We start from the raw sequence: 23,999 nt of genomic DNA, 5'->3' as shown, positions 1-23,999 counted from the left end.
ATAATTTCCAGCCGCCGCGTCGAGACCCCGCTTCATCTCCAACGACAACACACCCCAAGATGAGCCACCCGCACACCGAATTGATCCAGCGCTTCTACACGGCGTTCCAGCAGCGCGACATCGACGCGATGCTCGACTGCTATGCCGATGACGTCGTCTTCAGCGATCCCGCATTCGGCGAGCTGCGCGGCGACCTCGCACGCGACATGTGGCGCATGCTGGTGGCGCGTGCGCAGGATTTTTCATTGACGTTCGGCGACGTCGCCGCGGATCAACAGGCCGGGCGTGCCGAGTGGATCGCCCAGTACCGCTTCACCGCGACCGGCCGGATGGTGGTCAACCGGATCGATGCACGGTTCCGGTTTCGCGACGGACGCATTGCCGAGCATCGCGACAGCTTCGACCTGTGGCGCTGGGCGCGACAGGCACTGGGGCTGAAAGGCGCCCTGCTCGGCTGGACGCCTTTCGTGCAACGCGCGATCCGTGCGCAGGCGCGGAAGAACCTCGACGCGTATCGCGCCAAGCGGAAATAGCGCATACCGTCATGGCTTCATCGGCATGTGCTCGATCGACCGGATTCAAGGGCTCGCGGCCCTCCACGCGGTTCCTTGACAGGCGAGCGGCACGCACCGACGCCCGCTCCGTCTTTTGAAATTCGATTGAAAGTCGCATGAATTCGATTGAAAGTCGCATGAAATAGAGCATCGGCGCGCGAACGCGGCCCGTATGTGACGTTTCTTGCGTGCTTGTGCAGATATATGCGCCGCCGGCAACCGGGCTCCCAGGCTTCGTTACCGGTAGCGCACCTCGCCGCCCTCCGCGCCTCCCGCAGTCCTCGCCAGAACCACCCGGAACACCTTGCTCGCATCCGCGCCCAGGCGAACCTCCGGAACACGCCTCCAAACACCGCCGCCTCCATGCCACCACGCTTCCCCGTGTCCCGACCGCCAAGTCTTATATAAGACATAAGACATTTGACGTTAAAGATCATTGAGATTAGAATCCCGCTCAAAGCAGTGTCTGGAACAGCCCCGGAGTGCCGGCAAGGCCTTCCCCTCAAACGCAATATCAGCAGGTCTCCCCATGCTTGAAAACTTTCGTGCTCACGTGGCCGCCCGCGCCGCGCTCGGTATTCCTCCCCTGCCGCTGACGGCTCAGCAGACCGCCGAACTGGTGGAACTGCTGACGAACCCGCCCGCCGGCGAAGAGCAGACGCTGCTCGACCTGATCACCCATCGCGTGCCTGCCGGCGTCGACGAAGCCGCCCGCGTGAAGGCCGGCTTCCTGGCCGCCGTGGCCAAGGGCGAGACCGCCTGCCCGCTGATCTCGCGCGAACGCGCGACCGAACTGCTCGGCACGATGCTGGGCGGCTACAACATCCAGCCGCTGATCGAGCTGCTGTCCGATGAAGCCGTGGCTGCCGTGGCTGCCAACGCACTGAAGAAAACCCTGCTGATGTTCGACCAGTTCCATGACGTCAAGGAACTCGCCGACAAGGGCAACGCGCACGCGAAGGCCGTGCTGCAGAGCTGGGCCGATGCCGAATGGTTCACGAGCCGCCCGGAAGTGCCGCAAAGCCTGACCATCACCGTGTTCAAGGTGACGGGCGAAACCAACACCGACGACCTGTCGCCGGCACCGGACGCCACCACCCGCCCGGACATCCCGATGCACGCACTGGCGATGCTGAAGAACGCACGCCCGGGCATCACGCCGGAAGAAGACGGCAAGCGCGGCCCGGTCAAGTTCATCGAATCGCTGAAGGAAAAGGGTCACCTGGTCGCCTACGTGGGCGACGTGGTCGGCACCGGCTCCTCGCGCAAGTCGGCCACCAACTCGGTGCTGTGGTTCACGGGCGAAGACATCCCATTCGTGCCGAACAAGCGCTTCGGCGGCGTGTGCCTCGGCGGCAAGATCGCCCCGATCTTCTACAACACGATGGAAGACGCCGGCGCACTGCCGATCGAGCTCGACGTGTCGCAGATGGAAATGGGCGACGTGGTCGAACTGCGCCCGTACGAAGGCAAGGCGCTGAAGGACGGCAAGGTCATCGCCGAATTCCAGGTGAAGTCCGACGTGCTGTTCGACGAAGTGCGCGCCGGCGGCCGCATTCCGCTGATCATCGGCCGCGGCCTGACCGCGAAGGCACGTGAAGCGCTCGGCCTCGCGCCGTCGACGCTGTTCCGCCTGCCGCACCAGCCGGCCGACAGCGGCAAGGGCTTCTCGCTCGCACAGAAGATGGTCGGCCGCGCATGCGGTCTGCCGGAAGGCCAGGGCGTGCGCCCGGGCACGTACTGCGAGCCGAAGATGACCTCGGTCGGCTCGCAGGACACCACGGGCCCGATGACCCGCGACGAACTGAAGGATCTCGCGTGCCTCGGCTTCTCGGCCGATCTCGTGATGCAGTCGTTCTGCCACACCGCCGCTTATCCGAAGCCGGTCGACGTGAAGACGCACCAGACGCTGCCGAACTTCATCAGCACGCGCGGCGGCATCGCGCTGCGCCCGGGCGACGGCGTGATCCACTCGTGGCTGAACCGCATGCTGCTGCCCGACACCGTCGGCACCGGCGGCGATTCGCACACGCGCTTCCCGATCGGCATCAGCTTCCCGGCAGGTTCGGGCCTGGTCGCGTTCGCGGCCGCCACCGGCACGATGCCGCTGGACATGCCGGAATCGGTGCTGGTCCGCTTCAAGGGCAAGATGCAGCCGGGCGTCACGCTGCGTGACCTCGTCAACGCGATTCCGCTGTACGCGATCAAGCAAGGCATGCTGACGGTCGCCAAGCAAGGCAAGAAGAACATCTTCTCGGGGCGCATCCTCGAAATCGAAGGCCTGCCCGACCTGAAGGTCGAGCAAGCGTTCGAGCTGTCGGATGCGTCGGCCGAGCGTTCGGCAGCCGGTTGCTCGGTCCACCTGAACAAGGAACCGATCATCGAGTACCTGAACAGCAACATCACGCTGCTGAAATGGATGATCGCGCAGGGCTACCAGGATCCGCGCAGCCTGCAGCGCCGCATCCAGGCGATGGAACAGTGGCTGGCCGACCCGCAACTGCTCGCACCGGATGCCGACGCCGAGTACGCGGCCGTCATCGAGATCGACCTCGCCGACATCCACGAGCCGATCGTCGCATGCCCGAACGACCCGGACGACGTGAAGACGCTGTCGGACGTCGCCGGCGCGAAGATCGACGAAGTGTTCATCGGCTCGTGCATGACCAACATCGGTCACTTCCGTGCGGCGTCGAAGCTGCTCGAAGGCAAGCGCGACATTCCGGTCAAGCTGTGGGTCGCGCCGCCGACCAAGATGGACCAGAAGCAGCTGACCGAAGAAGGCCACTACGGCGTGTTCGGCACGGCCGGTGCGCGCACCGAAATGCCGGGCTGCTCGCTGTGCATGGGTAACCAGGCTCAGGTGCGCGAAGGCGCGACGGTCATGTCGACGTCGACCCGCAACTTCCCGAACCGTCTCGGCAAGAACACGAACGTGTATCTCGGCTCGGCGGAACTGGCGGCGATCTGCTCGCGTCTGGGCAAGATCCCGACCAAGGAAGAGTACATGGCCGACATGGGCGTGCTCAGCGCGAACGGCGACAAGATCTACAAGTACATGAACTTCGACCAGATCGAAGACTTCAAGGAAGTGGCCGACACCGTGCAGGTGTAAGCACGCAGTCGGGCTGCGACGGGTGGTCGACGTCGCAGCGCCACCGCGAAAAGGCGCCGCGGGCTGAAAGGCCTGCGGCGCCTTTTTTCATTCGGTGTCGGCGTCCGGCTCGCGCCGGATCACCAGCTCGTTGAAGCCGGTGCCCGCGTCGAGCTCGCGCGAGAAGCGATGCGCAGGCAGCAGCGCGAGCAGGATCTCGGCCGTCGTGCGCACCACGCAGCCGCTCGCCACATGGCCGCCCGTCACGCGGCCGGCCGCATCCGAGATCGACATGTGCAGGTGCGCGCCGTCCGGCGACACCGTGCCGGCCAGCGTCAGGATTTCGAGGTCGCCGCGCAGCTCGGTCGGCTGGTCCGCGCCGGCGAAACGCAACTGCGCGACGCTCAGGCTGCCGATGCCCTGGATCACGAAGGCGGCGTGCGCTTCGTGTCGACGGAGTGCCGCTTCGATGGCGCCGCGCAGATCGTCGCCGGGAGAAAGTCGCAAAGGATGGGCTTGCATGGTCGGGAGCCTGTGGGTCGATCGTGGTATCGACCAAGCGTACGTTCGCCCGGTGAATCCGGCAAGTCACCCGCTCGCGATGATCCCCGCGCGTCGGTGTCTTCCAGGCGTCGTTTCAATCGCTACCGTTCGACTCCGGGCCTCCTGCGCATACGGGCCCGTGCGACATGGTTTCGCACCGGCCGCAGCGCATCAGCTTTGTTTTCCGCAGGGAACGCATATGCGTCCGCCTGAAAACCGCCCCTGACGTATGCAAGAATCAGTTCCTCGAGGAAACCCCTGCCTTATCGCCCCCTTTTCATCGAACGCCCCGACGAATGCCCAAATGCCAGAATACGTATGAGCGGTTCCACACGCCGAGCGACGAGATTGCCGCGCGGGAAATCGCGGCGATGAGCGATGAGGAGCGTGCGCGCGCCAAATCGGCGGGGAGCGTGCATGTCCGAAACTGGCTCGCCATTCTGGCGTTGCCGGTCGTATTCGGGCCTGTGATCCCGGTGCTCACGTATTTGCTGGGCATACTTGCATACCGCGGAATGGTCGATCCGGCCTTTGATCTGGATCGTGCAGTTGACGGAACAGTCGTCACCCTCATATGGGTCACGGCGCTCTTCATCGCAGCATGGATCGGCCTGAACTGGTGCGTCGCGACGTACGGTACCCGGCAGCGGTACTGGCGAGAAATGCCGTCCAACGGGCATGTCGAACTGGAGCGCCATACGCTATGTTCAGCCATCGTCGTGTGGTCGGACGACTACGATCCGGAGCCCCTCTACGTCGAGGAATGGATCGACGGCAAGCTCAGATCCAGCAAGGCCCGAATGAGACAGTGGATCCTGGCCCGAACGTCCGTCGGTCATTGGCTGGTGCTGGCTGATCTGATTGCGGCTGACAATTGGTACGGGCCGCCAACGTTCCCCTTGGAGACGAAATGGTTGATCCCGAGGCGAGAATTGGCAATCGCATTTGCGCCACGCACCCATATCCGCATCGGATTGAGATGGAGTGGACCGGCCGCGCCATTGACCGTGACGTCCTGTCTGCTGTCTCACGCCGAATGCGAACGCCTGACTGCGGCGGCTCACCTCTTTGCTTTTTTTCCGCCGGCCCAATATGGCGTCGTCGATCCCGCCGATGCAGACTGGGTCGGGGAACTCGCCGCCAGGGCGCTGGAGCGTGAAATGCCTGTCGACGTGCTGGCCGGGCGGGCGTTGACGTAATCGTCGTGGGTCGTTTCAACAGCGACTGCGGCCGCCACCGCGCGAAGGCGCCCGGCGAACAGCCGGAACAGTACGTCACTTGGCGGCGACTGCATAATGACGCGGTTCAGCTCGAGATCTTGTGCATTGTCTTCCCCGGCGCAAGCCGCCCCAATCCGAATTCCCTTTGATGACACCGATTCCGAACCGACGATCCCGCCTTCGCGGCGGCCTGCTTGGCCTGCTGATCGGCGACGCGCTCGGCGTGCCGTACGAATTCCACGGCGCCGCTTCGATTCCTCCGCCTGCCGGGATCGACATGATCCCGCCGCCGGGCTTCGCTCGCGCGCACGACGGCGTACCGCCCGGCACCTGGAGCGACGACGGTGCGCAGGCGCTCGCGCTGCTCGACGCACTGCTGCGCGAGCACGACCTGAATCTCGATACGTTCGCCGGCAACCTGCTGAACTGGTTCCATCGCGGCGCATTCACGCCGGACGGCCGCGTATTCGACGTCGGCCTGCAGACTCAACGCGCGTTCCATGCGCTGGCGGCCGGCGCCGCGCCCGCAGCGGCCGGGCCCCGCGACGAGCGCGACAACGGCAACGGCTCGCTGATGCGCTGCTTCCCCGTCGTGATGGTCGCCGCGTCGCGCGACGACGCGATCCGGCTCGCGCACAAGCAGAGCGTCGTCACGCATGGCCACGTGCGTTCGCAGCTTTGCTGCGCGCTCTATTGCCTGACGGCGCTGAGGATCGTCGACGGCCAGCCCGCGCCCCACGCGGTGCGCGCGGCAGAGGACGAACTGCTCGCGCACTACGAAGGCACGGCCGACGAAATCGAACTGAAGATCGTGCTCGACGGCCGCTTCGACGCGCCGCAAGGATCGGGTTATGTGGTCGACAGTTTCTGGTCGGCGATCCATTGCCTGCTGTCGACGGGCAGCTACGAGGACTGCGTGAAGCGCGCGATCGCGCTCGGCAACGACACGGATACGACCGCGGCCATCGCCGGCGGCCTCGCCGGCGCGCAGTACGGCGAACAGGCGTTGCCCGATCGATGGGTTGCAATGCTGCGCGGAAAAGAGATGGTCGAGGGCTGGCTCGCGAAGTTATGAATACGACCTCATCGGCCGGCCGCCGAGTCGAACCCGGCGAGCCGAACCCGATTTCCCAGCGTCGTTGCATCAACGCGCGCGCGATCGTTCGTGCCGAGAAATGATGCGCTGCCGCCGCAGCGCATCAGCGCCGGTCGCTCGCCAGCAACCCATACAGCGCGCTGTCCGACACTTCGTCACCGACGATCCAGCGTTCGCGCAGCAGCCCTTCCCGCACGAAGCCCAGCCGTTCGAGCAGCCCCGCAGACGCGACGTTGCGCGGATCGATATCGGCTTCGAGCCGTTTCAGCCGCAGCGTGCCGAACGCGTGATCGATCATGGCCGATGCCGCCTCGCGCATGTATCCGCCACGCCAGTACTTCCGCCGCAGGCTGAAGCCGATCTCGGCGCGCCGGCATTGCTCGTTCGCATGGAACAGCACGCATTCGCCGAGCGCCTCGCCGGTTTCCCGCGATTCGAGCACGCAGATCAGGTCCTGCCCGCTCGCGGACGTCTTCACGTTGCGCGCGACGCGCTCGATCGCCTGGTCGATATGCGTCATCGGCGAGAACGAGAAATAGCGCATCGCTTCCGCATCCGACCAGATCTCGAAGAAGGCATGCGCATCGGCTTCGCGTAGCGGCCGCATGACGAGGCGGGAGGTATGCAGCGTGACGGGTTCGAACAGGGGCATGGCGACGGTCGGTCGAAAAACGGGATCGTGAATTAGAACATGCAAGCCGAAAGTCGGCTATGTCACGCATTCGAACGATCCGTCGCGCCCCTCCGCAACAACCGGATCGCCGCCAAACAACAAGGCCCGGACATCGCCCGGGCCTCTCCACCTCATCCGATACCGCCGGCCGACCGCGCTTACGCTTCGAGCGCTTCGAGCACCTTCCCCTTCGTTTCGATGCCGACGAAGTGCACGGTCAGCGCCGCGATCAGCGGCACGATGCCGATCAGGTAGAACGCCGGCGCGAGGTTGCCGCCGATGATCGCGTGCGGCACCACCATCGGCGCGACGAACGATGCGATCTTCAGCCACGCGCTGCCGAGGCCGCAGCCCGACGCGCGGATGCTCGTCGGATACTGCTCCGGCGTATAGACGTACGCGGTAATGAACCCCGACGCCATCAACCCGAGCGACAGCGAGCAGAAGATCGACACGACATACACCGACGACGCGTGATAGAAGCCCGCGAACGCCAGCGACAGCGCGCACAGTACGAACGACCATACGATCACCGGCTTGCGGCCGAGCTTGTCGACGAGCAGCGCCGACGCCAGCGACCCGAGCACGCCCATCACCGAGCCGATCACCGCAAGATTCAGCGCGAGCTGCAGCGGTGCGTGATAGAAGTTCTTGTAGATCGTAGGCAGCCACGTCGACAGCCCGTACTGGATGAACCCGCAGGTCGCCCACAACGTCGCCACCGCGAGCGTGCGCTTGCGATACGCGGCGCTGAACAGGTCGCTCATCTTGCGCTTCGGATGCTGGCGCACCATCTCGTCGAACGCGGCCGCCTGCGTGACGGGCGGCAGCTCGCCGCGCACCGACGCTTCGAACTCGCCGACCGCCCGCCCGGCTTCTGCCAGCCGCCCGCGTGACGCGAGCCAGCGCGGCGACTCCGGCACGAGGCGCGTGAGCACGAGCGACAGGATCAGCGGCAGGCCACCGACGAAGTACATGATCTCCCAGCCGAAGCGCGGCACGAGCCACGCACCGAGCGCCATCGACACGAGCAGGCCGATCGGGAACACGATCTCGTACAGCAGCACGAAGCGGCCGCGGCCATGCGCGCGCGTGATCTCGTTGATGTACGTCGCGGCGACCGGCAACTCGCCGCCGAGACCCAGGCCCTGCAGGATCCGCAGCAGCACGAAGATCTCGAAGGTCGGCGCGAACCCGCACGCGATGCTCGTGACGCCGATCACGGCCGAGCTCCATGCGATCGCCTTCACGCGGCCGTGCTTCTCCGCCAGCGCGGGAAACAGGAAGGCGCCGATCAGCTGGCCGATCGCGCCGGACGCGATCAGCATGCCGATCTGCGTCGGCGACAGCCCCCATTTGTGAATCAGCAGCGGCAGCGTCGCCGCGATCGTGATCACGTCGAAGCCGTCGAAGAACGTCGCTGTGCCGATCAGCACGCGGGCGCGGATCTGCATCGCGTTGGCCGGAAGCCGCTCGAGCCGTGCGATGATCGCGCCGGGCGTGGAGGCGGCAGCTTCCATCGTGGCGCGTCCGGCCACGACGTTGTCGAAAGTGCTCATGCGGGGTGTCTCCTGTATCTCGTCGCCGGTCAGGCCAGTGTCCTGCTCGTGTCTGCCAGGGCTTCCGTATCCACTGCCCGGCCCTGGTTCATCCACTTGCGCGCGAGCTTCAGCTCACGTGCGTTGTTGACGGCGATGACACCTCTCACATGCCCTTCGCCCACGAAAAACAGCGTCGCGCGTCGCGCGGCAAGCTCGCCGCGCACGACGAGCTGCGCATCGGCCGGCAGATCGCCGAGGATCTGCAGGTTCACGTCGTACTGATCGGACCAGAACCACGGAATCTCCGCGTACGGGGCACGTACGCCGAGCACGGCCTTCGCAGCCGCGATCGCCTGGTTCTGCGCGTTGGCCCACGATTCGAGCCGCACGCGCCGCTTCAGCCAGCCGTTGTGATGGTTCGCGACGTCGCCGCACGCGAAGATCGCCGGGTCACTCGTCGCACCGAATTCGTCGACGACGATGCCGTCGTCGATGGCCAGCCCCGCGTCGCTCGCGAGCGACGCGTTCAACGCGAGGCCGATGCCGGCCACCGCGAAATCGGCGTCGATCGTCGTGCCGTCGGCGAGCGTCGCGCGAACCTTCGACGCGTCGTCCGGCTGCGCGTCGAGCGATGCGAGCGCCGCGCCGAGGCGTACGTCGACACCGTTCGCGCGATGCAGGTCGAGCAGGAAATCCGACACGATCTGCGGCACCGAGCGGCCGCACAGCCGCGGCGCGCCTTCGACGACCACCGCGTCGACGCCGAGCTTGCGCGCGGTCGCCGCGACTTCGAGGCCGATCCAGCCGCCGCCGATCACGAGCACGCGCCGGCTCGCGCGCAGCTTCTCGCCGAGCGCGGCCGCTTCGTCGAGCGTGCGCAGGTAATGCAGGTTCGGGGTCCTCACGATCGAATCCGGCAAGCGGCGCGACGTGCCGCCGGTCGCGATCACGAGCCGGTCGTATGCGATCTCGCGGCCGCTTTCGGTTGTCACGACGCGACGCGCGCGGTCGATCGACGCGGCGCGTTCCGGCTGCCATGCTTCGACGTTCAGCGCGTCGAATTCGTCAGGACGCACGACACGCACGGTTTCGATGTCGGCGTCGCCGGCCAGCACGGCCTTCGACAGTGGCGGGCGCTCGTACGGCAGATGCGGTTCGTCGGCGATCATCACGAGGCGGCCCGCGAAGCCTTCCGCGCGCAGCGTCTTCAGCACCCAGCCGGCGGCCTGGCCGCCGCCGATCACGACGACCGTGCCCGGCGCGGGCTGCTCCTGTGCGTTCTCTTCGCTCACGATTTGCGCTCCGTCATGAACTTGCCTTCCGGCGCCTTCGCGTTCTTCTGCCGGCGCGTGTTGCCGTCGAGGCCGCCGTCGACGGCCCACTCGGCGAACACCGTCGGGCCCGGCTCGAATTCTCGCGGCTGCCATTCGGGCGTCAGCACGTCTTCATCCGCGTAGTACTCGATCAGCGCGCCGGCCGGGTTCTGGAAGTACCAGAAGTACGCGGACGACACCGGATGGCGCCCCGGGCCGAGTTGCGTTTCCCAGCCGCAGCGGTCGATGTGCATGCCGCCGCCGAACACCTCGTGGATGTCGCGCACGGTGAACGCGACGTGGTTCAGGCCGCGTTTGCCGTTCGGCAGCGCGAGCAGGAACAGGTCGTGGTGGCCGCCGTGCGGTGCGCAGCGCATGAACGCGCCACGGCCCGGGTAACGGTCGGACGTCTCGAAGCCCAGCAGCGCGTGATAGAACTTTTCCTGCGCGTCGAGGCAGTTCGTGAAGAACACCACGTGCCCGACCTCGACCGGTTCCGCGCGTGCATAGATCGGGCTCGGCTGGTCGACGCGCAGCGTCTGGCCCCACACGTTCGACGGCGAGCCCGTGATGTCGAGTTCACGCTTGCGCGTGACTTCGATGCGGATCGCCATCCCGTTCGGGTCGATGCAGCCGACCGCATCGTCCTGCGCGTAATAGCCGGGCTGGCCGGCCAGTTTCGTGCGTAGTGCATCGAGTTCGGCCTGCGTCGCGACGCCCCACGTGACTTCCCGCAGCGTCGGCCCCGCTTCGAACGCGGGCGGCAGCGACGGATCGTCGGCCTTGACGACCAGCACGGTGCAGCCGTTCAGCGTCTCGAAGCGTGCGCGCGTGTCGTCGTGCGAGACTTCCTTCATCCCCCAGTCGGCGAAAAAGCGCCGGCAGGTCGCGAGATCGTCGACGCCGTACGTGATCTGCTCGATTCCCAAAATGCTCATTGCGTCATTCCCCTTCGCTCAGTTCGCCCACGGCAGCGGCGCGTCGTTCAAGCCCCAGTAGAGGCTCTTCTGCTGCATGTACTCGCGGATACCGAGACGCCCTTTCTCGCACCCCATCCCGCTCTCCTTCCAGCCCGAGAACGGCGTGGAGATCGAGAACAGCTTGTACGTGTTGATCCAGACCGTGCCCGTCTCCAGCGCACGCGCGATACGCCAGGCGCGCTTGTAGTCGCGCGTCCAGATGCCGGCCGCCAGGCCGAACACGCTGTCGTTCGCCTGCGCGATCAGCGACGCTTCGTCGTCGAACGGCATCGCGACGAGCACCGGGCCGAAGATTTCTTCCTGGCAGATGCGCGCGCTGTTCGGCAAGCCTTCGAGGATCGTCGGCTGATAGAAGAAGCCGTTCTCGCGCCCGTCGCCCGACGGCCGCTCGCCGCCGCACAGCAGGCGGCCGCCTTCCTCGAGGCCGAGCGCCACGTAGCGCTCCACCGATTCGCGATGTTTCGCGGTGATCAGCGGCCCCATCTGCGTGTCTGCCCGCGTCGGGTCGCCCACGCGCAGCTTGCGTGCGCCGGCCACCAAACGCTTCATGAATTCGTCGTACACCGCGCGCTGCACGAACAGCCGCGAACCCGCGATGCACGCTTCGCCCGACGAACTGAAGATGCCGTACAGCACGCCGTTGACCGCATGATCGAGATCGGCGTCATCGCATACGATCGTCGGCGACTTGCCGCCGAGTTCGAGCGACACGGGCATCAGCTTCTCGGCCGCGATGCGCGCGATGCCGCGGCCCACTTCGGTGCCGCCGGTGAACGACACCTTCTTCACCAGCGGATGGCGCACGAGCACGTCGCCGATCACCGAGCCCTTGCCGGGCAGCACGCTCAGCACGCCCTTCGGCACGCCGGCTTCCTCGCAGATGCGTGCCAGCGCGAGCGACACGAGCGGCGTGACTTCGGCCGGCTTGAGCACCACCGCGTTGCCGCCGGCCAGCGCCGGTGCGAGCTTCTGCGCATCGGACGCGATCGGCGAATTCCACGGCGTGATCGCTGCGATCACGCCGATCGGCTCGTACACGCTCATCGTCAGGTAGTCGCCGCGCGACGGCGTCAGTTCCTCGTCGAGCGTTTCGAGACACGCGGCGAAATAGCGGAATGTGTTCGCGGCGCTCGCCACCAGCACGCGCGTCTCGCCGATCGGCTTGCCGTTGTCGCGGCGCTGCAGGTTCGCGAGCGCTTCGTGGCGCTGCATGATCAGATCGGCGATGCGGTACAGCACCTGCGCGCGCAGGTGCGGCTTCAGCCCGGCCCAGTCGGCGCGGCGCCATGCGGCGTCGGCGGCCACGACGGCTTCGGCCGCGTCTTCCGCATTCGCGGTCGACACTTCCATGTTCAGCGACTGGTCGGCCGGATAGATGCTCGCGTAAGGCGCGCCACGGCCGCGCCGCCATTCGCCGCCGATCAGGATGTTGCCGTCGGGCACGAGGCTCGTATCGAAAGGAGTCATGTCACAAGTCCCACATATCTGTCTCTGCACGTCCGCCCCCGCCGTGGCGCGGGCGGCCATTCAATGGCCCGGTCAGATCACGCAGCGGGCCGCGCGGTTGCGCAGCGCGCGGATCGCGCTGTACGCCGTCAGCGCGGACGTCTTCGGGTTGTCGGGAAGCGGTTTGCCGCTCATCTCCAGCGACATCTCGCCGAATGCGCCGCGCGCGGTGATGCGGTGCACGTTGCGCTCGACGGCCGGATCGGCGATCAGGCGCACGTGCGTCGCGTCGAGGCCGAGGCCCGCGAGCGCGACGGTGGCCGCGACGTTCGCGTTCTTCGGATACAGGCGCGCGGCGTCGCGTGCGCTGCCTTCGAAGATCACCTTTTCCGCGGTCATCGCGCGCAGGTCGCACAGTTCCTCGGCGGGCGTGCCGAGCCAGCCGAGGGGCGGCTTGCGGCCCACGTACAGCACTTCGTCGAGGCCGCCCTGCTTCGCGGATGCCAGCGCATCGATCCCGCCGATCGCGCCGGACAGCAGCGTCACCGTCGCGTCGCCTTCGTCGGCGGCCTGCGCCAGCACGTCCAGCAGCGCGAGATCGGACAGCGCGCCGATCGACGCGACCGCGCAGTCGGTGCCGGCCTTCAGCAGCGGCACGACGTGATCGACGAGCGCGCTGTGGCCTGCGCATTCGAGCGCGAACTCGGGGCGGCGGGCCAGTGCATCGACCGACGACACGACCTCCACCGCACCGCCCAGCACGCCCTGCACCGCCGCGCGCTGGTGTTCCGGCACGATCACGTGCGCGACGCGCAGCGACGCATCGTGCTCGACCGCGTGGTACACGGCCGCGCCGATCGCACCGAAGCCGATCATCGCGACGTCGACGGGTGCGTGCGCCCGCTTTTGCCCGTTAAGCATATTGGCGCTCCGACGGCTCTTCCTTCTTGACCGGCGGGCCCGCGAAGTTCGATGCGAACGCGCCAACCGACAGCATGTCGACCTCGACCATCACCGGGCCGGCCTTCGCCATCCCTTCGCGCACGATCGCTTCCGCCTGGTCGAGCGACGTGATCCGGTAGTGCGTGAGGCCGAAGCTCGCGCAGAAGTGCGCGAAATCGGGCTGGTGCAGCTGCACGAAGCAGCGGCGGCCACCGTAGTGCGCGTCCTGGATGTTGCGGATCACGCCGTAGCACTGGTCGTTCATCAGCACGATCATCACGTTCGCGTTTTCCTGCACGGCCGTGACGAGCTCGCCGACGTTGACCATCAGGCCGCCGTCGCCGACGAGGCACACCGTCTTCGCCGCCGCGCCGGCCAGCGCCGCGCCGATACCCATCTGGATGCCCTGGCCGATGCCGCCGCCGAGCGCATGCACGCCGGAGCGCGGCTCGAAGATCTTCAGCAGGCGGTTGCCCCACGTGCTGTTCGAGATCGTCACGTCGCGCACCCAGTTGTAGTCGCGGCCGACGGCGCCCTGCAGCGTGTCGACGAGCTGCTTGTACGGCCCGAGGCCCTTCGACACGTCGGCCACCGCCTGCTCGCGGGCGGCCGCGAGATCGGCGGCGAACTGCGGATCGACCGACAGGCGGCCTTCGAGCCGGTCGGCCAGCTCGGCCAGCACGCGCTTCGAATCGCCATGCACGAACAGCTCGTTGCGATAGCCGCGGTTGTCGGCGAGCGCGTCGGCATCGACGCGAAACAGCGGCTGCGGCAGCGCGAGCTTGTACTTCAGCGTTTCGTTGCCGCGCAGGCGCGAGCCGACGACGACGAGCGCATCGCAGGTCTTGTAGAACGCCTCGACGGATGCATGCACGTTGAACGCGCCGAGCGACGCCGGGTGATCTTCGGGCAGCACGCCGCGACCCTGCACGCTCGTCACGACGCCGAAGCCGAGCTTCACGAGGCGCTCGACTTCCTCGCGTGCGTGGCGCGCGCCGCCGCCGAGCCACAGCAGCGGGCGGCGCTTGGCCGCGAGAGCATCGGCGAGTTTCGCGACGCGAGCGGTGTCGTGCTCGCGCACCGCGACGTGTGCCGGCGCGAGGTCCTCCGGCCATTCGATTTCAGCGGCCTGGATGTCGATCGGAATCTCGACCGACACCGGGCCCGTCGGCGCGGTCTGCGCGATGCGCACGGCTTCGCGGATCGTCGGCAGCACGGTTTCGACGGTGCGCACACGGAACGCGGCCTTCGAAATCGAATGCAGCATCGACAGCTGGTCCGGCGCTTCGTGGATATACGCGAGATCCTGGTCGAGGTACGGCGTCTCGATCTGCCCCGTGACGTGCAGCAGCGCGGTGCCGGCCGTCAGCGCCTCGACCATCGCACCGGCCGCGTTGCCCGCCGCCGTGCCCGTGCTCGTGAACGCGACGCCGAGGCCGCCCGATACGCGCGCCAGCCCGTCGGCCATGTTCAGCGCGCCGGCTTCGCCGCGTGCACCGACATACCGGATGTTGCCGCGCGAATTGATCGCGTCGAGGATCGGCATGTTGTGGATCGAGATGACACCGAATGCGGTCTTCACGCCGCACTGCTCGAGAAAGGCGGCAATCAGCTCGCCAACCGTGGTTTTTTCAGACATGGCGTGCAAAGCCTCCAGAAACGTCGATATGGCTGCCCGTCGTGTAGGACGACAGATGCGTTGCGAGATAAAACAGTGCCCAAGCGGCCTCGTCAGGCTTGCCGAAGCGGTTCAGCGGAATGTTCTTCGTGCGGGCGAGCGCGCCCGTCCAGTCCTCCCAGCTTTCGCCGGACTGCGCCTGCATTTCGTAACGGCGGCGCCACTGGCCCGACTCGACGATGCCGATCAGGATCGAGTTCACGCGGATGCGCTGCGGCGCAAGTTCGGTGGCAAGCGACTTCACGAGACTCAGCACGCCCGCGCGCGCCGACGACGTCGCAACCATGTGCGGCTCCGGCTGCAGTGCGAGCAGCGAGTTCACGCAGGTGATCGTCGGCGCGGCTGCATCGCGCAGCAGCGGCAGGAATGCGCGTGTCGGGCGGATGATGCTGAAATACTTCAGCTCGAGTTCTTCGCGCCATGCGTCGTCGGTCGTGTCGGCGAAAGTCGACACCCGGCCCTGGCCCGCGTTGTTGACCAGCATGTCGGCGCGGCCGAAACGCGTCGATACGGCTCGCGCGAACGCGGCCACATCCTGCTCGTCGAGCACGTTGCAGCGTGCGGCGAGCAGTTGTGCATCGGCGTACTTGTCGCGCAGCAACGCTTCGGCGCGCGCGAGGCGTTCGTTGTCGCGGCCGCAGATTGCGACCGATGCGCCGGCCTGCAGGAACCGTTCGGCCGTCGCGAGGCCGATGCCGGACGAACCGCCCGTCACCACCGCTACTTGCCCGGTCAGATCGATTTCAATCATCGGAGTCCTAAAGCCTTCAAAAACGTGTGCTCGTCATCCGAGCGGTAATTGAGCCGCCGCGACAGTTCCGCCGCCGCGCGCTGTACCTTGTCGATCAGGCCGTCCGCGATCAGCGCCGCGTCGATTTCCGGCCTCGGCACCGTCACCGTGATGCACGCCACGATCCTCTGTGTCTCGTTACGCACCGGCGCGGTGACCACCGAGATGCCGCGCTCGAACGACGAATTGCTGACGCCGTAGCCGCGCAGCGCATCCTCGCGGATCACTTCGTACAGCGCATCGACCGTTTCCGGCGTCGCGTTCGTCATCCGGTTCAGCGCGCCTTCCGGATACAGCGCATGCAGTTCCTTCAGCGACAGGTCGCCCATCAGCACGTGACCGTGCGTCGTCGCATGCGCGGGCAAGCGCGTGCCGACGTTCACGCGGATCGAGCTGAACACCGGCGCCTGGCTCTGCGCCTTCGCGACGAACACCACGTCGCGGCCGTCACGGATCACGATGTGCGTCGTGAAGCCGGTCGCATCGCGCAGGCTTTCGATCACGGGCAGGCCGAGATCGGTCAGCTCCAGCGAGCTCAGGTATTCGAAACCGAGCCGCAGCACGGCGATGCCGAGCTTGTAGTTGCGATCCTTGTCCGCGCGCTCGAGGAAGCCGAGCGATTCGAGCGTCTGCAGCAGACGGAACACCGTCGTGCGCGGAATGCCGAGCCGCTTCGACAATTCGGGCGCGCCGAGCACGGGCTCGCGCGGCGAGAATTCGGCGAGAATCCGCAGCCCGCGTTCGAGGCCGGGCACCACGTAGCTGGCTTCGGCCTTGCCGTTTTCGAGTTCGGGTCGTTGCAGCGGTTCGTTCATGCCAGCCCCCGCTGTTGGTCGCACTGACGGCAGAACGCGTCGATCAGTGCGGAATAGACGGCCGGTGCTTCCACGTAGCCGGCATGGCCCGCTTGTGGAATCACCTGCAGCCCGACGTGCGCGGCCGCGGCAATCCGCTCGCACGCGGCGGGCGGCGTGATCGCGTCGTTCGCGCCGACGGCCACGGCCGTGCGGCCGCGAAAGCCGGCGAGATCCGTTGCGAGATCGGCATTCGCGAGCAGTTGCGTGGCCTGCGCGTAGCCGGCCGGCACGATGCGCGCCATGTTCCAGCGCACCCACGCACGCGCATCCTCGTTCGCGAAACCGGACAGCATGTTGCCGCTGCGCTGCTCGGCGAGCCCGGCCGGGCCGAGTTCGGCGAGCATCGCGAGCCGCGCGTCGCGGCGCGCGTCGCGCGTTTCGGCCGGTGCGCTGCCGTAGCCGCCCGCGGGCGACACCAGCAGCAGGCCGGCGATCCGCGCGGGCATCACGCGGATGAGACCGCCCGCGATGATCGCGCCGAGCGAATGACCGACCAGCACGCAGCGTTCGATGCCGAGTGCCTCGAGCCACGCGTTCAGCGATGCCGCGTAATCGGTGGCGGCCGGCGACGCGCCGTGCACCGGCGTCGACACGCCGTAACCGGGCGCATCCCACGCGAGCACGCGCCGCGATGCGCCGAGCGTGTCGAGCTGGCGCACCCACGATGCGGCGCCCGAGCCGATGCCGTGCAGCAGCACGACGGGCAACGCACGGCCCGCATGGTGCGCGCCGGACTCGCGATATCCGATCGTGCCCGCCGCGCCGGCCGCGCAACGCTGTTCGGGGAACTGCCCGAGCAGCGCGGCGAACGCCGCGGTGCGGTCGCGTTCACGTTTGTCGATGACACTCATTGCTTTACCCGCTCCGTCTCAGCGCTTGATCTTCGCGAGCGGCGAATCGGGCGGATACGTCGGCGTGACCGGCTTCGGCGAACCGAGCATCACGCACATCAGCGCATCTTCCTCGCCGATGTTGATTTCCGTGCGATACACGCCCGGCGGCACCGAGATCAGGTCGCGCTCGCCGAGGATCGCTTCCCACGTCTCGCCGTCACGCTCGCAGATCACCTTCATCTTCCCGCGCAGCACGAAGAAGATTTCCTCGACGTCCATGTGGATGTGGCTCGGGCCGATGTTGCCGGCCGGGATGACCATCGTCGAGAACGTGAAGCCGCCGGCCGGCACCGTGTTGACGTCTTTCGCGACGCCCGTGCCGCCCGTGCCGACGTAGCGCATCTGCGCACGGCGGTACTTCGGGTCGTAGTCGGCCTGGAACTTCAGTGCGTCCCAGTCGTAGCGACGCGTCGCATAGCGCGCCACGCGCCCTTCCATCCAGTCGTTGAAGCTTGCGCCTTCCGGCTGGTCCCACGACTTGCGTTCGAGATCGGCGTCCGCCATCGTCCTCTCCTTCATCAGAGTGAAAACTTCAATTCAATCAATTCATCACGAAGCCGCCGTTTACCGGCAGCAGTTGACCCGTCACGAAGCGCGCGCCGTCCGACAGCAGGAACAGCACGGGGCCCGTCACGTCGTCGGGCACCTGCGCACGCGTCAGCGCGCGGCCCTGCATGTAGAACGCGTGGCGCTCGGCCGGCACGTAGGCCGTCGCCTCGACTTCGGTCAGCCCCGGCGCGATCGCATTGACCGTCACGCCGTGCGCGCCGAACTCGCGTGCCTGCGCATGGGTCATCGCGATCACCGCGCCCTTGCTCGCGACGTACGCGAGCAACTTCGGCGCGCCCCACAGCGCGGTGTCCGATGCGAGGTTCACGATCGCGCCGCGGCCCGACTGCGCGAGATACGGCAGCGCCGCATTGCTGACGAGCCACAGGCCGCGCACGTTCACGTTCATCACCGCGTCCCAGGTCGACACGTCGAGCTCGGTCGACAGCTTGCCGCCCGAGTTCGTGATCGCCGCGTTGTTGATCAGTGCATCGATACCGCCGAGCGCCGCCGCGCCCTGCGCGACGAACGCGGTGACGCTCGCCGGATCGGCGAGGTCGAGTGCGAAGCAATGCGCGACATGGCCGGCTTCGGCGAGTTGCGCGGCAAGCGCGCGGCCTTCGTCGGCCAGCACGTCGCCGAACGCGACCTGCGCGCCCGCTTCGACGAGCGCCTTCACGAACGCCGCGCCGAGCCCGCGCGCGCCGCCCGTGACGAGCACGCGGCGCCCCGCGAGCGACACGACCGGAGCGCGCTCAGCCATTTGCCGGCTCCGATGCGGCCTGCGCCTGCGCCGCGCGATGCGCGTCGAGCGCGGAGAGATGCTCCTGCGCACGTGTGCGCAGCATCCGGCGCACGCGCGTCATGCCGACGTCGTGCTGGTACAGGTACTCGTGATCGCGCGCATTCGGCGCGAGGCTTTCGAGGACGTAGCGGTCCTGCTCGAGCACGTCCCAGTGCAGGCCCTCGAGGCGGTTGCGATACATGAAGCGCCACACGTCGCGCTGCCAGCCGCTGACCTTGCGGGTGCGCCAGAAGTAGACCTGGCAGTTGTCGCCGTCGACCGGCGTCGCGAAGCCGATGATCCCGAAGTTGCCGCCCGGGCCGAACTTCTGCTTGTACGGAATCGCGAGACGCATCCACAGGCAGCCCGTTTCGCCGAGCTCGACCCAGTCGAAGTTCACGTCGCGCTGGCCGATCTTCTCGAACATCAGGCCCGTTTCCGTCTTGCGCACGCGCATGTCGGCCTGCTTGTCGCCTTCGGCCATCGAGTGCGAGGTGGCATGCAGGTACGCGCCGTGCATCGGGTCCATCACGTTGTCGATCGCGTACTGGTAATTGCACTTCCAGTTCGACACGCACAGGAAGTGGCCGTACGCGTCGTCGACCAGTTCCTCGGGCAGGTTCAGCGGCGCCGGCTCGCCGTGCGCTTCGTCGCCGAACCACAGGAAGATCGCACCGGCCTTCTCCTCGACCGGATACGACTTCACGCACTTCGTGCCTTCGAGCGGACAGTTCGATACGGCCGGCACGCGATTGACCGTGCCGCCGCCGTCGACTTCGATGCCGTGATACCAGCAGGCGATGTTGCCGCCGAGGTTCCAGCCGAGCGACAGGCGCGCGCCGCGATGCGGGCAGCGATCCTCGAGCGCGTGGACCTTGCCGTCGTGATCGCGCCACAGCACGATCTGCTCGGACAGGCGCGTGAGGCCGACCGGTGCATTCGACACCTGCCAGCTCGGCGCGACGGGATACCAGTAGTTCTTGATGCCGCGGTCGAGGTACGCACGGACCGGGTCGTGTTGTGCTGCGTGTTGTTCGGGGGACGTCATCAGTGTGCTCCGGATGCGGTTGTCGTCGGGTCGGCGGTCGGCGCTTACGCGGTCATTCCGCGAGCGAGGCCATTTCGGCGCGAAAGCGCTCAGGTGTCCATACCGTGCCGTCCGGCGCGCGAAAGCCGATGCGGTTCAGGCCCGCGACGACCTCGTCCAGCTCGACCGCGCCGGCTTCGAACACGCGTTCGAGCGCATCGCCGAGGTCGTTTTCATACTGGGTCGGTGCGGCCTTGCGGTTTTGCCAGACCTGGTTCTCGACCTGGCCGGGGATCTCGATCTGCCCCTTGCCCGCGACGTTGTTCGGCTGCGGCGCCACCCACGGCTTCAGGAAGGGATTGAAATTCACGGTCGCTTCTTTCATGTCACTCCACCTTGATCTGGATTTCCTCGCCGGCGAGCCGCACCGCGTACTGCTTCAGTGCGCGTCCGCCCGGACCCTTCAGGCATTCGCCCGTCTTGATGTCGAACACGGCCTCGTGCAGCGGGCATTCGACCGTGCCTTCGTCGACGAACCCCTGCGTCAGCAGCGCATACGCATGCGGGCACACGTTCTCGAGCGCATACACGTCGTCGCCGACGCGGTAGATCCCGATTTCGACGCCGTCGGTCCGCTTGAACTCGATCGGCGTGTCTTCCGACAGCGCGCCGGCGTGCCCGGCGCAAACCCATTGTTCAGACATCTCACACCCTTCCTTCTGATCGACTCTCGGTTTGTTCCGATTTGTTCCATATCCGGAACAGCAGTTTATGGATGGTGATTATAGAAGTGACTTTCCACGAGTAGAACAAAAAGCTGCATGTCCTAGGGAAAACACTGACCGATGGGACGGCGATCGCGCACGCCTGTCTCGTCAAATGAAATTATTTGTTATGGGACGGGTATTTACCGGGTTTACGCGGGCTTCGCGCACCGACGCGGGGCATCGGCCCGACATCCATCCGTCCCGAAAAAATTATTTTTGATCCGGTGCTCGACGCCTCTATACTCCATTCCATCAGAGGCACACTGTTCCTTATATGGAACATACGAATGCCCATCCGATGGCGAAAATGCGCGACGTCCGGCCGTTCCCGCGCATGCCGCCGCGGCACGTATTCATCAGGTTGGAGATTCAGGAGATCAAATGGTCAAGCATGCGGTAGCAGCAGCAGTGATCGGAGTGGGCGCCGTGTCGGGCGCGTGGGCGCAGAGCAGCGTGACGCTGTACGGCAGCATGGATGCGGGCGTCGCGTACGTGAACAACGTCGGCGGCCATGCGAAGTGGGCGATGATCCAGGGCAATACGCAGCCCGATCGGTGGGGCCTGAAGGGCAAGGAAGACCTCGGCGACGGCCTGTCGGCGATCTTCCAGCTCGAAAACGGCTTCTATACGAACAACGGCCAGTTCGCGACCGCGAACACGATCTGGAACCGCGCGGCCTTCGTCGGCCTCGGCTCGGAACGCTACGGCACGCTGACGCTCGGCCGCCAGACGCCGCTGTCGTTCGACTATCTGGATCCGCTCAGCACGGCCTACCTCGCGATGAGCTGGTACGCGTTCCACCCCGGCAACATCGACGGGCTCGCCGCGACCGGCAACGTGCCGTACAACAATTCGGTCAAGTACCGCTCACCGACCTTCGCGGGCTTCTCGGCCGCGGCGACGATGGCGCTCGGCAACACGACGAATTTCTCGACCGGCAAGTCGGTCGGCGTCGCGCTGAACTATGCGAACGGGCCGTTCAAGGCATCGGCCGTGTACTCGAACGAGCATGACCGCTCGATCCTGATCAGCACGACCGGCATCACGTCGTTCCAGGGGCAGAACACCGCGAACGGCTACACGGCGAGCAAGGTCGAGAACATCGGCGCGGGTGCGTCCTATCAGTTCGGCGACTTCCTCGTGCATGGCCTGTACACGCGCACGAAGATGCAGTCGAACGGCTTTTCGGACACGTTCCAGAGCTACGACGCGGGCGTGAATTACCGCAGCAGCGCGTTCAACACGATCGCGGGCGGCGCGGCGACCACGACGCTGGCCGGCCGCCGCTGGACGCAGGTCGAACTCGGCGACATCTATGCGTTGTCGAAGCGCACGCAGCTTTATGCGAACGTGCTGTACGAGCACGGTTCGGGCGGTGCGAAGGCCGCGTTCTTCACGGCGGGTGTGTCGAGCACCGCGAACCAGGTGATCGTGCTCACCGGGATCCACCACTCGTTCTGAACGACGTCGGGCGGGCGTCGCCCGAAACGACAAAAGCGGCCCGCGGGCCGCTTTTGTCTTGCGCGTTGCATTTGCACGGCCGCCGGCCGCGCATCGGCATACTCAGAACATCGCGACCTTGTGGCGCGCGTGCGCGAATGTCGGATCGCTTTCGAGCGGACGATAGTTCAGCCGCTGTGACAGGTCGACCGCCGCGCCGCACACGGCTTCGACGAGCCTCTCCTTCTCGCGGGCCTCGCCGATCTCCGAGCGCGGCACGGTCGCGGTGATGGCCGCGACGATCGAGCCCGAATGATCGCGTACGGGTGCGGTCACGGCCGATATGCCGCTCTCGAACGCCGCCTCGCTCACCGCGTAGCCGAGCCGCGCATAGTGGCGCACGCGTTCGTACAGTTCGTCGACCGTGCCCGGCGTGCGCTCGGTGAACTGCTCGAGCCGCTTTTCCGGATACAGCTGGCGCAGTGCGTCGCGCGTCAGGTCGCCCATCAGCACGTGGCCGTGCACGGTCGCATGCGCGGGCAGGCGCGTGCCGACGTGCACCTTCACCGAACCGAACATCGACGCGTTGCTCTGCGCCTTCGCGACGAACACGACGTCACGCTGGTCGCGGATCAGCAGATGCGTCGACAGCCCGGTCGCGTCGCGCAGCCGTTCGAGCACGGGCGTGCCGAGATCGGTCAGTTCGAGCGAATTCAGGTATTCGAAGCCGAGCCGCAGCACGCCGACGCCGAGCCGGAAATAACGGTCGCCGTTCACGCGCTCGAGGAAACCGAGCGCTTCGAGCGTCTGCAGCAGGCGGAACGTGGTCGTGCGCGGAATGCCGATGCGCTTCGACAGTTCGGGCGCGCCGAGGACCGGCTCGCGCGCGGAGAATTCGGCGAGGATCCGCAGCCCGCGTTCGAGCCCCGGCACCAGGTAGGACGACGCGCCGCCGGACGATTCGTCGTCGCCGGGCGCCGCGGCTTCAGGTGCGTCGCTCATCGTTGTCTTGACCATGTGGACATGGACGGTAGGAAATCAGTCACGAAACAGGTCACGGATCGTCGTGGATATTCAGTCATGCTACCTCAGCGCGCACGGGGTTCACACCCGCGTGCATCGCCGCACCGCAGCATGCGGATCGCGACGCCGTGGAGAGTCAATCACGGTCGAGAGGATAGCAGCGATGGACAGCGCCACGCCATGCCGGAATGGCCGGCATCGCGGCAAGGTGTGCAGGGCGAGCGGCCGGCGCGGCATGCTGCGCCGGGACGCCCGCAGGCTACAGGTGCGACAGGTGAACCCGGATGTTCGCGCGGTCGTACGTAAAGCCACCGGCCGCGTCCGGTTGGAGCACGCGTGCGAGGTCGACCGCAAACCGCCATCCGCTGCCGAGGAGCCCGCCGTTCACGGCCCGGATCGAGGTGCCGCCGACGGCGATCGCCGCATGAAAGACCGCGCCGCCACGCGAGAAGCCGACCGCGGTCCCGGCCGGAATGTTCGCGCGCCCGTCCCATTCGCCGCCGTTCTCGAAGTTGAACCGCGGCCGCCAATGCTGGCCGATCGTGTCGAGCAGCGTGTTGGGCGTGATCATCGCGTCAGCACGCATCAGGTATCGCACATAGGCCGCAGCGTCGTAGCAGACGCCGGCGGAGACATACGTGTTGATGTCGGCCGTGCCGGACAGCAGCGCCTGCACGTGTCGCTGCCGCTCGGGGAAACCGAACTGGGCGACCTGCGCGCCCAACGGGGTCAATTGCATGGGGGCTCCTGTTGAAGAAGCGGGGCGTCATCGTCCCGCCAACGCAATAA

23 protein-coding genes are annotated in these 23,999 nt (G+C 66.6%); 5 read left to right on the top strand and 18 right to left on the bottom strand.

Annotation, left to right across the window (positions count from 1 at the left end):
* Positions 1-59: 59 nt before the first annotated feature.
* Both FFS49_RS13830 and acnB read left to right on the top strand, forming a co-directional pair.
* Positions 60-533: a nuclear transport factor 2 family protein gene (locus FFS49_RS13830; RefSeq protein ID WP_046548135.1), complete on the top strand. Its 474-nt coding sequence runs from the start codon at positions 60-62 to the stop codon at positions 531-533.
* 550 nt (positions 534-1,083) lie between these two features.
* The gene (acnB, locus tag FFS49_RS13820) at positions 1,084-3,669 is read left to right on the top strand and encodes a bifunctional aconitate hydratase 2/2-methylisocitrate dehydratase (protein WP_071332356.1); all 2,586 of its coding nucleotides are present in this window, start codon (positions 1,084-1,086) and stop codon (positions 3,667-3,669) included.
* Positions 3,670-3,756: 87 nt separating this feature from the next.
* Here the strand turns inward: acnB and FFS49_RS13815 are convergent, their stop codons facing one another.
* Positions 3,757-4,170 (bottom strand): PPC domain-containing DNA-binding protein, encoded by a 414-nt coding sequence (locus FFS49_RS13815; protein ID WP_105817994.1) that lies wholly within the window; start codon positions 4,168-4,170, stop codon positions 3,757-3,759.
* Between the two features lie 317 nt (positions 4,171-4,487).
* On the opposite strand from FFS49_RS13815, the gene FFS49_RS13810 reads away from it, so the two are divergent.
* Together FFS49_RS13810 and FFS49_RS13805 are read left to right on the top strand one after the other, a co-directional pair.
* Complete coding sequence (locus tag FFS49_RS13810) at positions 4,488-5,390, top strand: hypothetical protein (RefSeq protein ID WP_071332354.1); 903 nt, start codon at positions 4,488-4,490, stop codon at positions 5,388-5,390.
* 169 nt (positions 5,391-5,559) lie between these two features.
* Positions 5,560-6,486 carry an ADP-ribosylglycohydrolase family protein gene (locus tag FFS49_RS13805; protein ID WP_105817996.1) on the top strand — a complete coding sequence of 309 codons (927 nt, stop codon included), beginning with the start codon at positions 5,560-5,562 and terminating at the stop codon, positions 6,484-6,486.
* A 124-nt stretch (positions 6,487-6,610) separates the two neighbouring features.
* Here FFS49_RS13805 and FFS49_RS13800 read toward each other — a convergent pair whose 3' ends face one another.
* From FFS49_RS13800 to FFS49_RS13730, 15 genes are all read right to left on the bottom strand, one after another.
* Complete coding sequence (locus tag FFS49_RS13800) at positions 6,611-7,159, bottom strand: GNAT family N-acetyltransferase (protein WP_105817997.1); 549 nt, start codon at positions 7,157-7,159, stop codon at positions 6,611-6,613.
* A gap of 179 nt (positions 7,160-7,338) precedes the next feature.
* A complete protein-coding gene (locus FFS49_RS13795; protein ID WP_105817998.1) occupies positions 7,339-8,739 on the bottom strand; it encodes an MFS transporter in 1,401 nt (466 codons plus the stop codon).
* Positions 8,740-8,768: 29 nt separating this feature from the next.
* Positions 8,769-10,013 carry an FAD-dependent oxidoreductase gene (locus FFS49_RS13790; RefSeq protein WP_105817999.1) on the bottom strand — a complete coding sequence of 415 codons (1,245 nt, stop codon included), beginning with the start codon at positions 10,011-10,013 and terminating at the stop codon, positions 8,769-8,771.
* A complete protein-coding gene (locus tag FFS49_RS13785) occupies positions 10,010-10,972 on the bottom strand; it encodes a VOC family protein (protein ID WP_105818000.1) in 963 nt (320 codons plus the stop codon). The genes FFS49_RS13790 and FFS49_RS13785 overlap by 4 nt, the downstream gene beginning before the upstream one ends.
* 18 nt (positions 10,973-10,990) lie before the next feature.
* Entirely contained in the window at positions 10,991-12,481 is a 1,491-nt protein-coding gene (locus tag FFS49_RS13780; protein ID WP_071332351.1) for an aldehyde dehydrogenase, read from the bottom strand.
* A 72-nt stretch (positions 12,482-12,553) separates the two neighbouring features.
* Positions 12,554-13,381: an aspartate dehydrogenase gene (locus FFS49_RS13775; RefSeq protein WP_047849734.1), complete on the bottom strand. Its 828-nt coding sequence runs from the start codon at positions 13,379-13,381 to the stop codon at positions 12,554-12,556.
* Complete coding sequence (locus FFS49_RS13770) at positions 13,374-15,041, bottom strand: thiamine pyrophosphate-binding protein (RefSeq protein WP_105818001.1); 1,668 nt, start codon at positions 15,039-15,041, stop codon at positions 13,374-13,376. Before FFS49_RS13770 ends, FFS49_RS13775 begins: the two co-directional genes overlap by 8 nt.
* Positions 15,034-15,831 (bottom strand): SDR family oxidoreductase, encoded by a 798-nt coding sequence (locus tag FFS49_RS13765; RefSeq protein WP_105818002.1) that lies wholly within the window; start codon positions 15,829-15,831, stop codon positions 15,034-15,036. The genes FFS49_RS13770 and FFS49_RS13765 overlap by 8 nt, the downstream gene beginning before the upstream one ends.
* Entirely contained in the window at positions 15,828-16,685 is an 858-nt protein-coding gene (locus FFS49_RS13760) for an IclR family transcriptional regulator (RefSeq protein WP_105818003.1), read from the bottom strand. Before FFS49_RS13760 ends, FFS49_RS13765 begins: the two co-directional genes overlap by 4 nt.
* Complete coding sequence (locus FFS49_RS13755) at positions 16,682-17,578, bottom strand: alpha/beta fold hydrolase (protein ID WP_105818004.1); 897 nt, start codon at positions 17,576-17,578, stop codon at positions 16,682-16,684. The genes FFS49_RS13760 and FFS49_RS13755 overlap by 4 nt, the downstream gene beginning before the upstream one ends.
* A gap of 18 nt (positions 17,579-17,596) precedes the next feature.
* On the bottom strand, positions 17,597-18,124 hold the full coding sequence (locus tag FFS49_RS13750; RefSeq protein WP_039344094.1) for a cupin domain-containing protein: 528 nt from the start codon (positions 18,122-18,124) through the stop codon (positions 17,597-17,599).
* Between the two features lie 37 nt (positions 18,125-18,161).
* Entirely contained in the window at positions 18,162-18,932 is a 771-nt protein-coding gene (locus FFS49_RS13745; protein WP_039344092.1) for an SDR family oxidoreductase, read from the bottom strand.
* On the bottom strand, positions 18,925-20,001 hold the full coding sequence (locus tag FFS49_RS13740; RefSeq protein WP_039344090.1) for an aromatic ring-hydroxylating dioxygenase subunit alpha: 1,077 nt from the start codon (positions 19,999-20,001) through the stop codon (positions 18,925-18,927). Before FFS49_RS13740 ends, FFS49_RS13745 begins: the two co-directional genes overlap by 8 nt.
* A 52-nt stretch (positions 20,002-20,053) precedes the next feature.
* A complete protein-coding gene (locus FFS49_RS13735) occupies positions 20,054-20,365 on the bottom strand; it encodes a recombinase-like helix-turn-helix domain-containing protein (RefSeq protein WP_039344088.1) in 312 nt (103 codons plus the stop codon).
* A gap of 1 nt (position 20,366) precedes the next feature.
* Positions 20,367-20,684, bottom strand: a complete 318-nt coding sequence (locus tag FFS49_RS13730) for a non-heme iron oxygenase ferredoxin subunit (RefSeq protein WP_011354710.1) — start codon at positions 20,682-20,684, stop codon at positions 20,367-20,369.
* Between the two features lie 444 nt (positions 20,685-21,128).
* Between FFS49_RS13730 and FFS49_RS13725 the strand changes: the two genes are divergently transcribed.
* On the top strand, positions 21,129-22,208 hold the full coding sequence (locus FFS49_RS13725) for a porin (protein ID WP_039344086.1): 1,080 nt from the start codon (positions 21,129-21,131) through the stop codon (positions 22,206-22,208).
* A 102-nt stretch (positions 22,209-22,310) separates the two neighbouring features.
* On the opposite strand, the gene FFS49_RS13720 is transcribed toward FFS49_RS13725, so the two are convergent.
* Positions 22,311-23,204, bottom strand: coding sequence for an IclR family transcriptional regulator (locus tag FFS49_RS13720; RefSeq protein ID WP_039344083.1), 894 nt, complete (start codon positions 23,202-23,204; stop codon positions 22,311-22,313).
* Between the two features lie 265 nt (positions 23,205-23,469).
* Positions 23,470-23,949 (bottom strand): type 6 secretion system effector deamidase TecA, encoded by a 480-nt coding sequence (tecA, locus tag FFS49_RS13715; protein ID WP_039344081.1) that lies wholly within the window; start codon positions 23,947-23,949, stop codon positions 23,470-23,472.
* Between the last annotated feature and the right edge of the window lie 50 nt (positions 23,950-23,999).

The sequence above is a fragment of the Burkholderia sp. 4NA327C6 genome, from assembly GCF_005502655.1.
Classification (GTDB): domain Bacteria; phylum Pseudomonadota; class Gammaproteobacteria; order Burkholderiales; family Burkholderiaceae; genus Burkholderia; species Burkholderia contaminans.
This window is presented reverse-complemented; position numbering and strand designations above follow the sequence as displayed.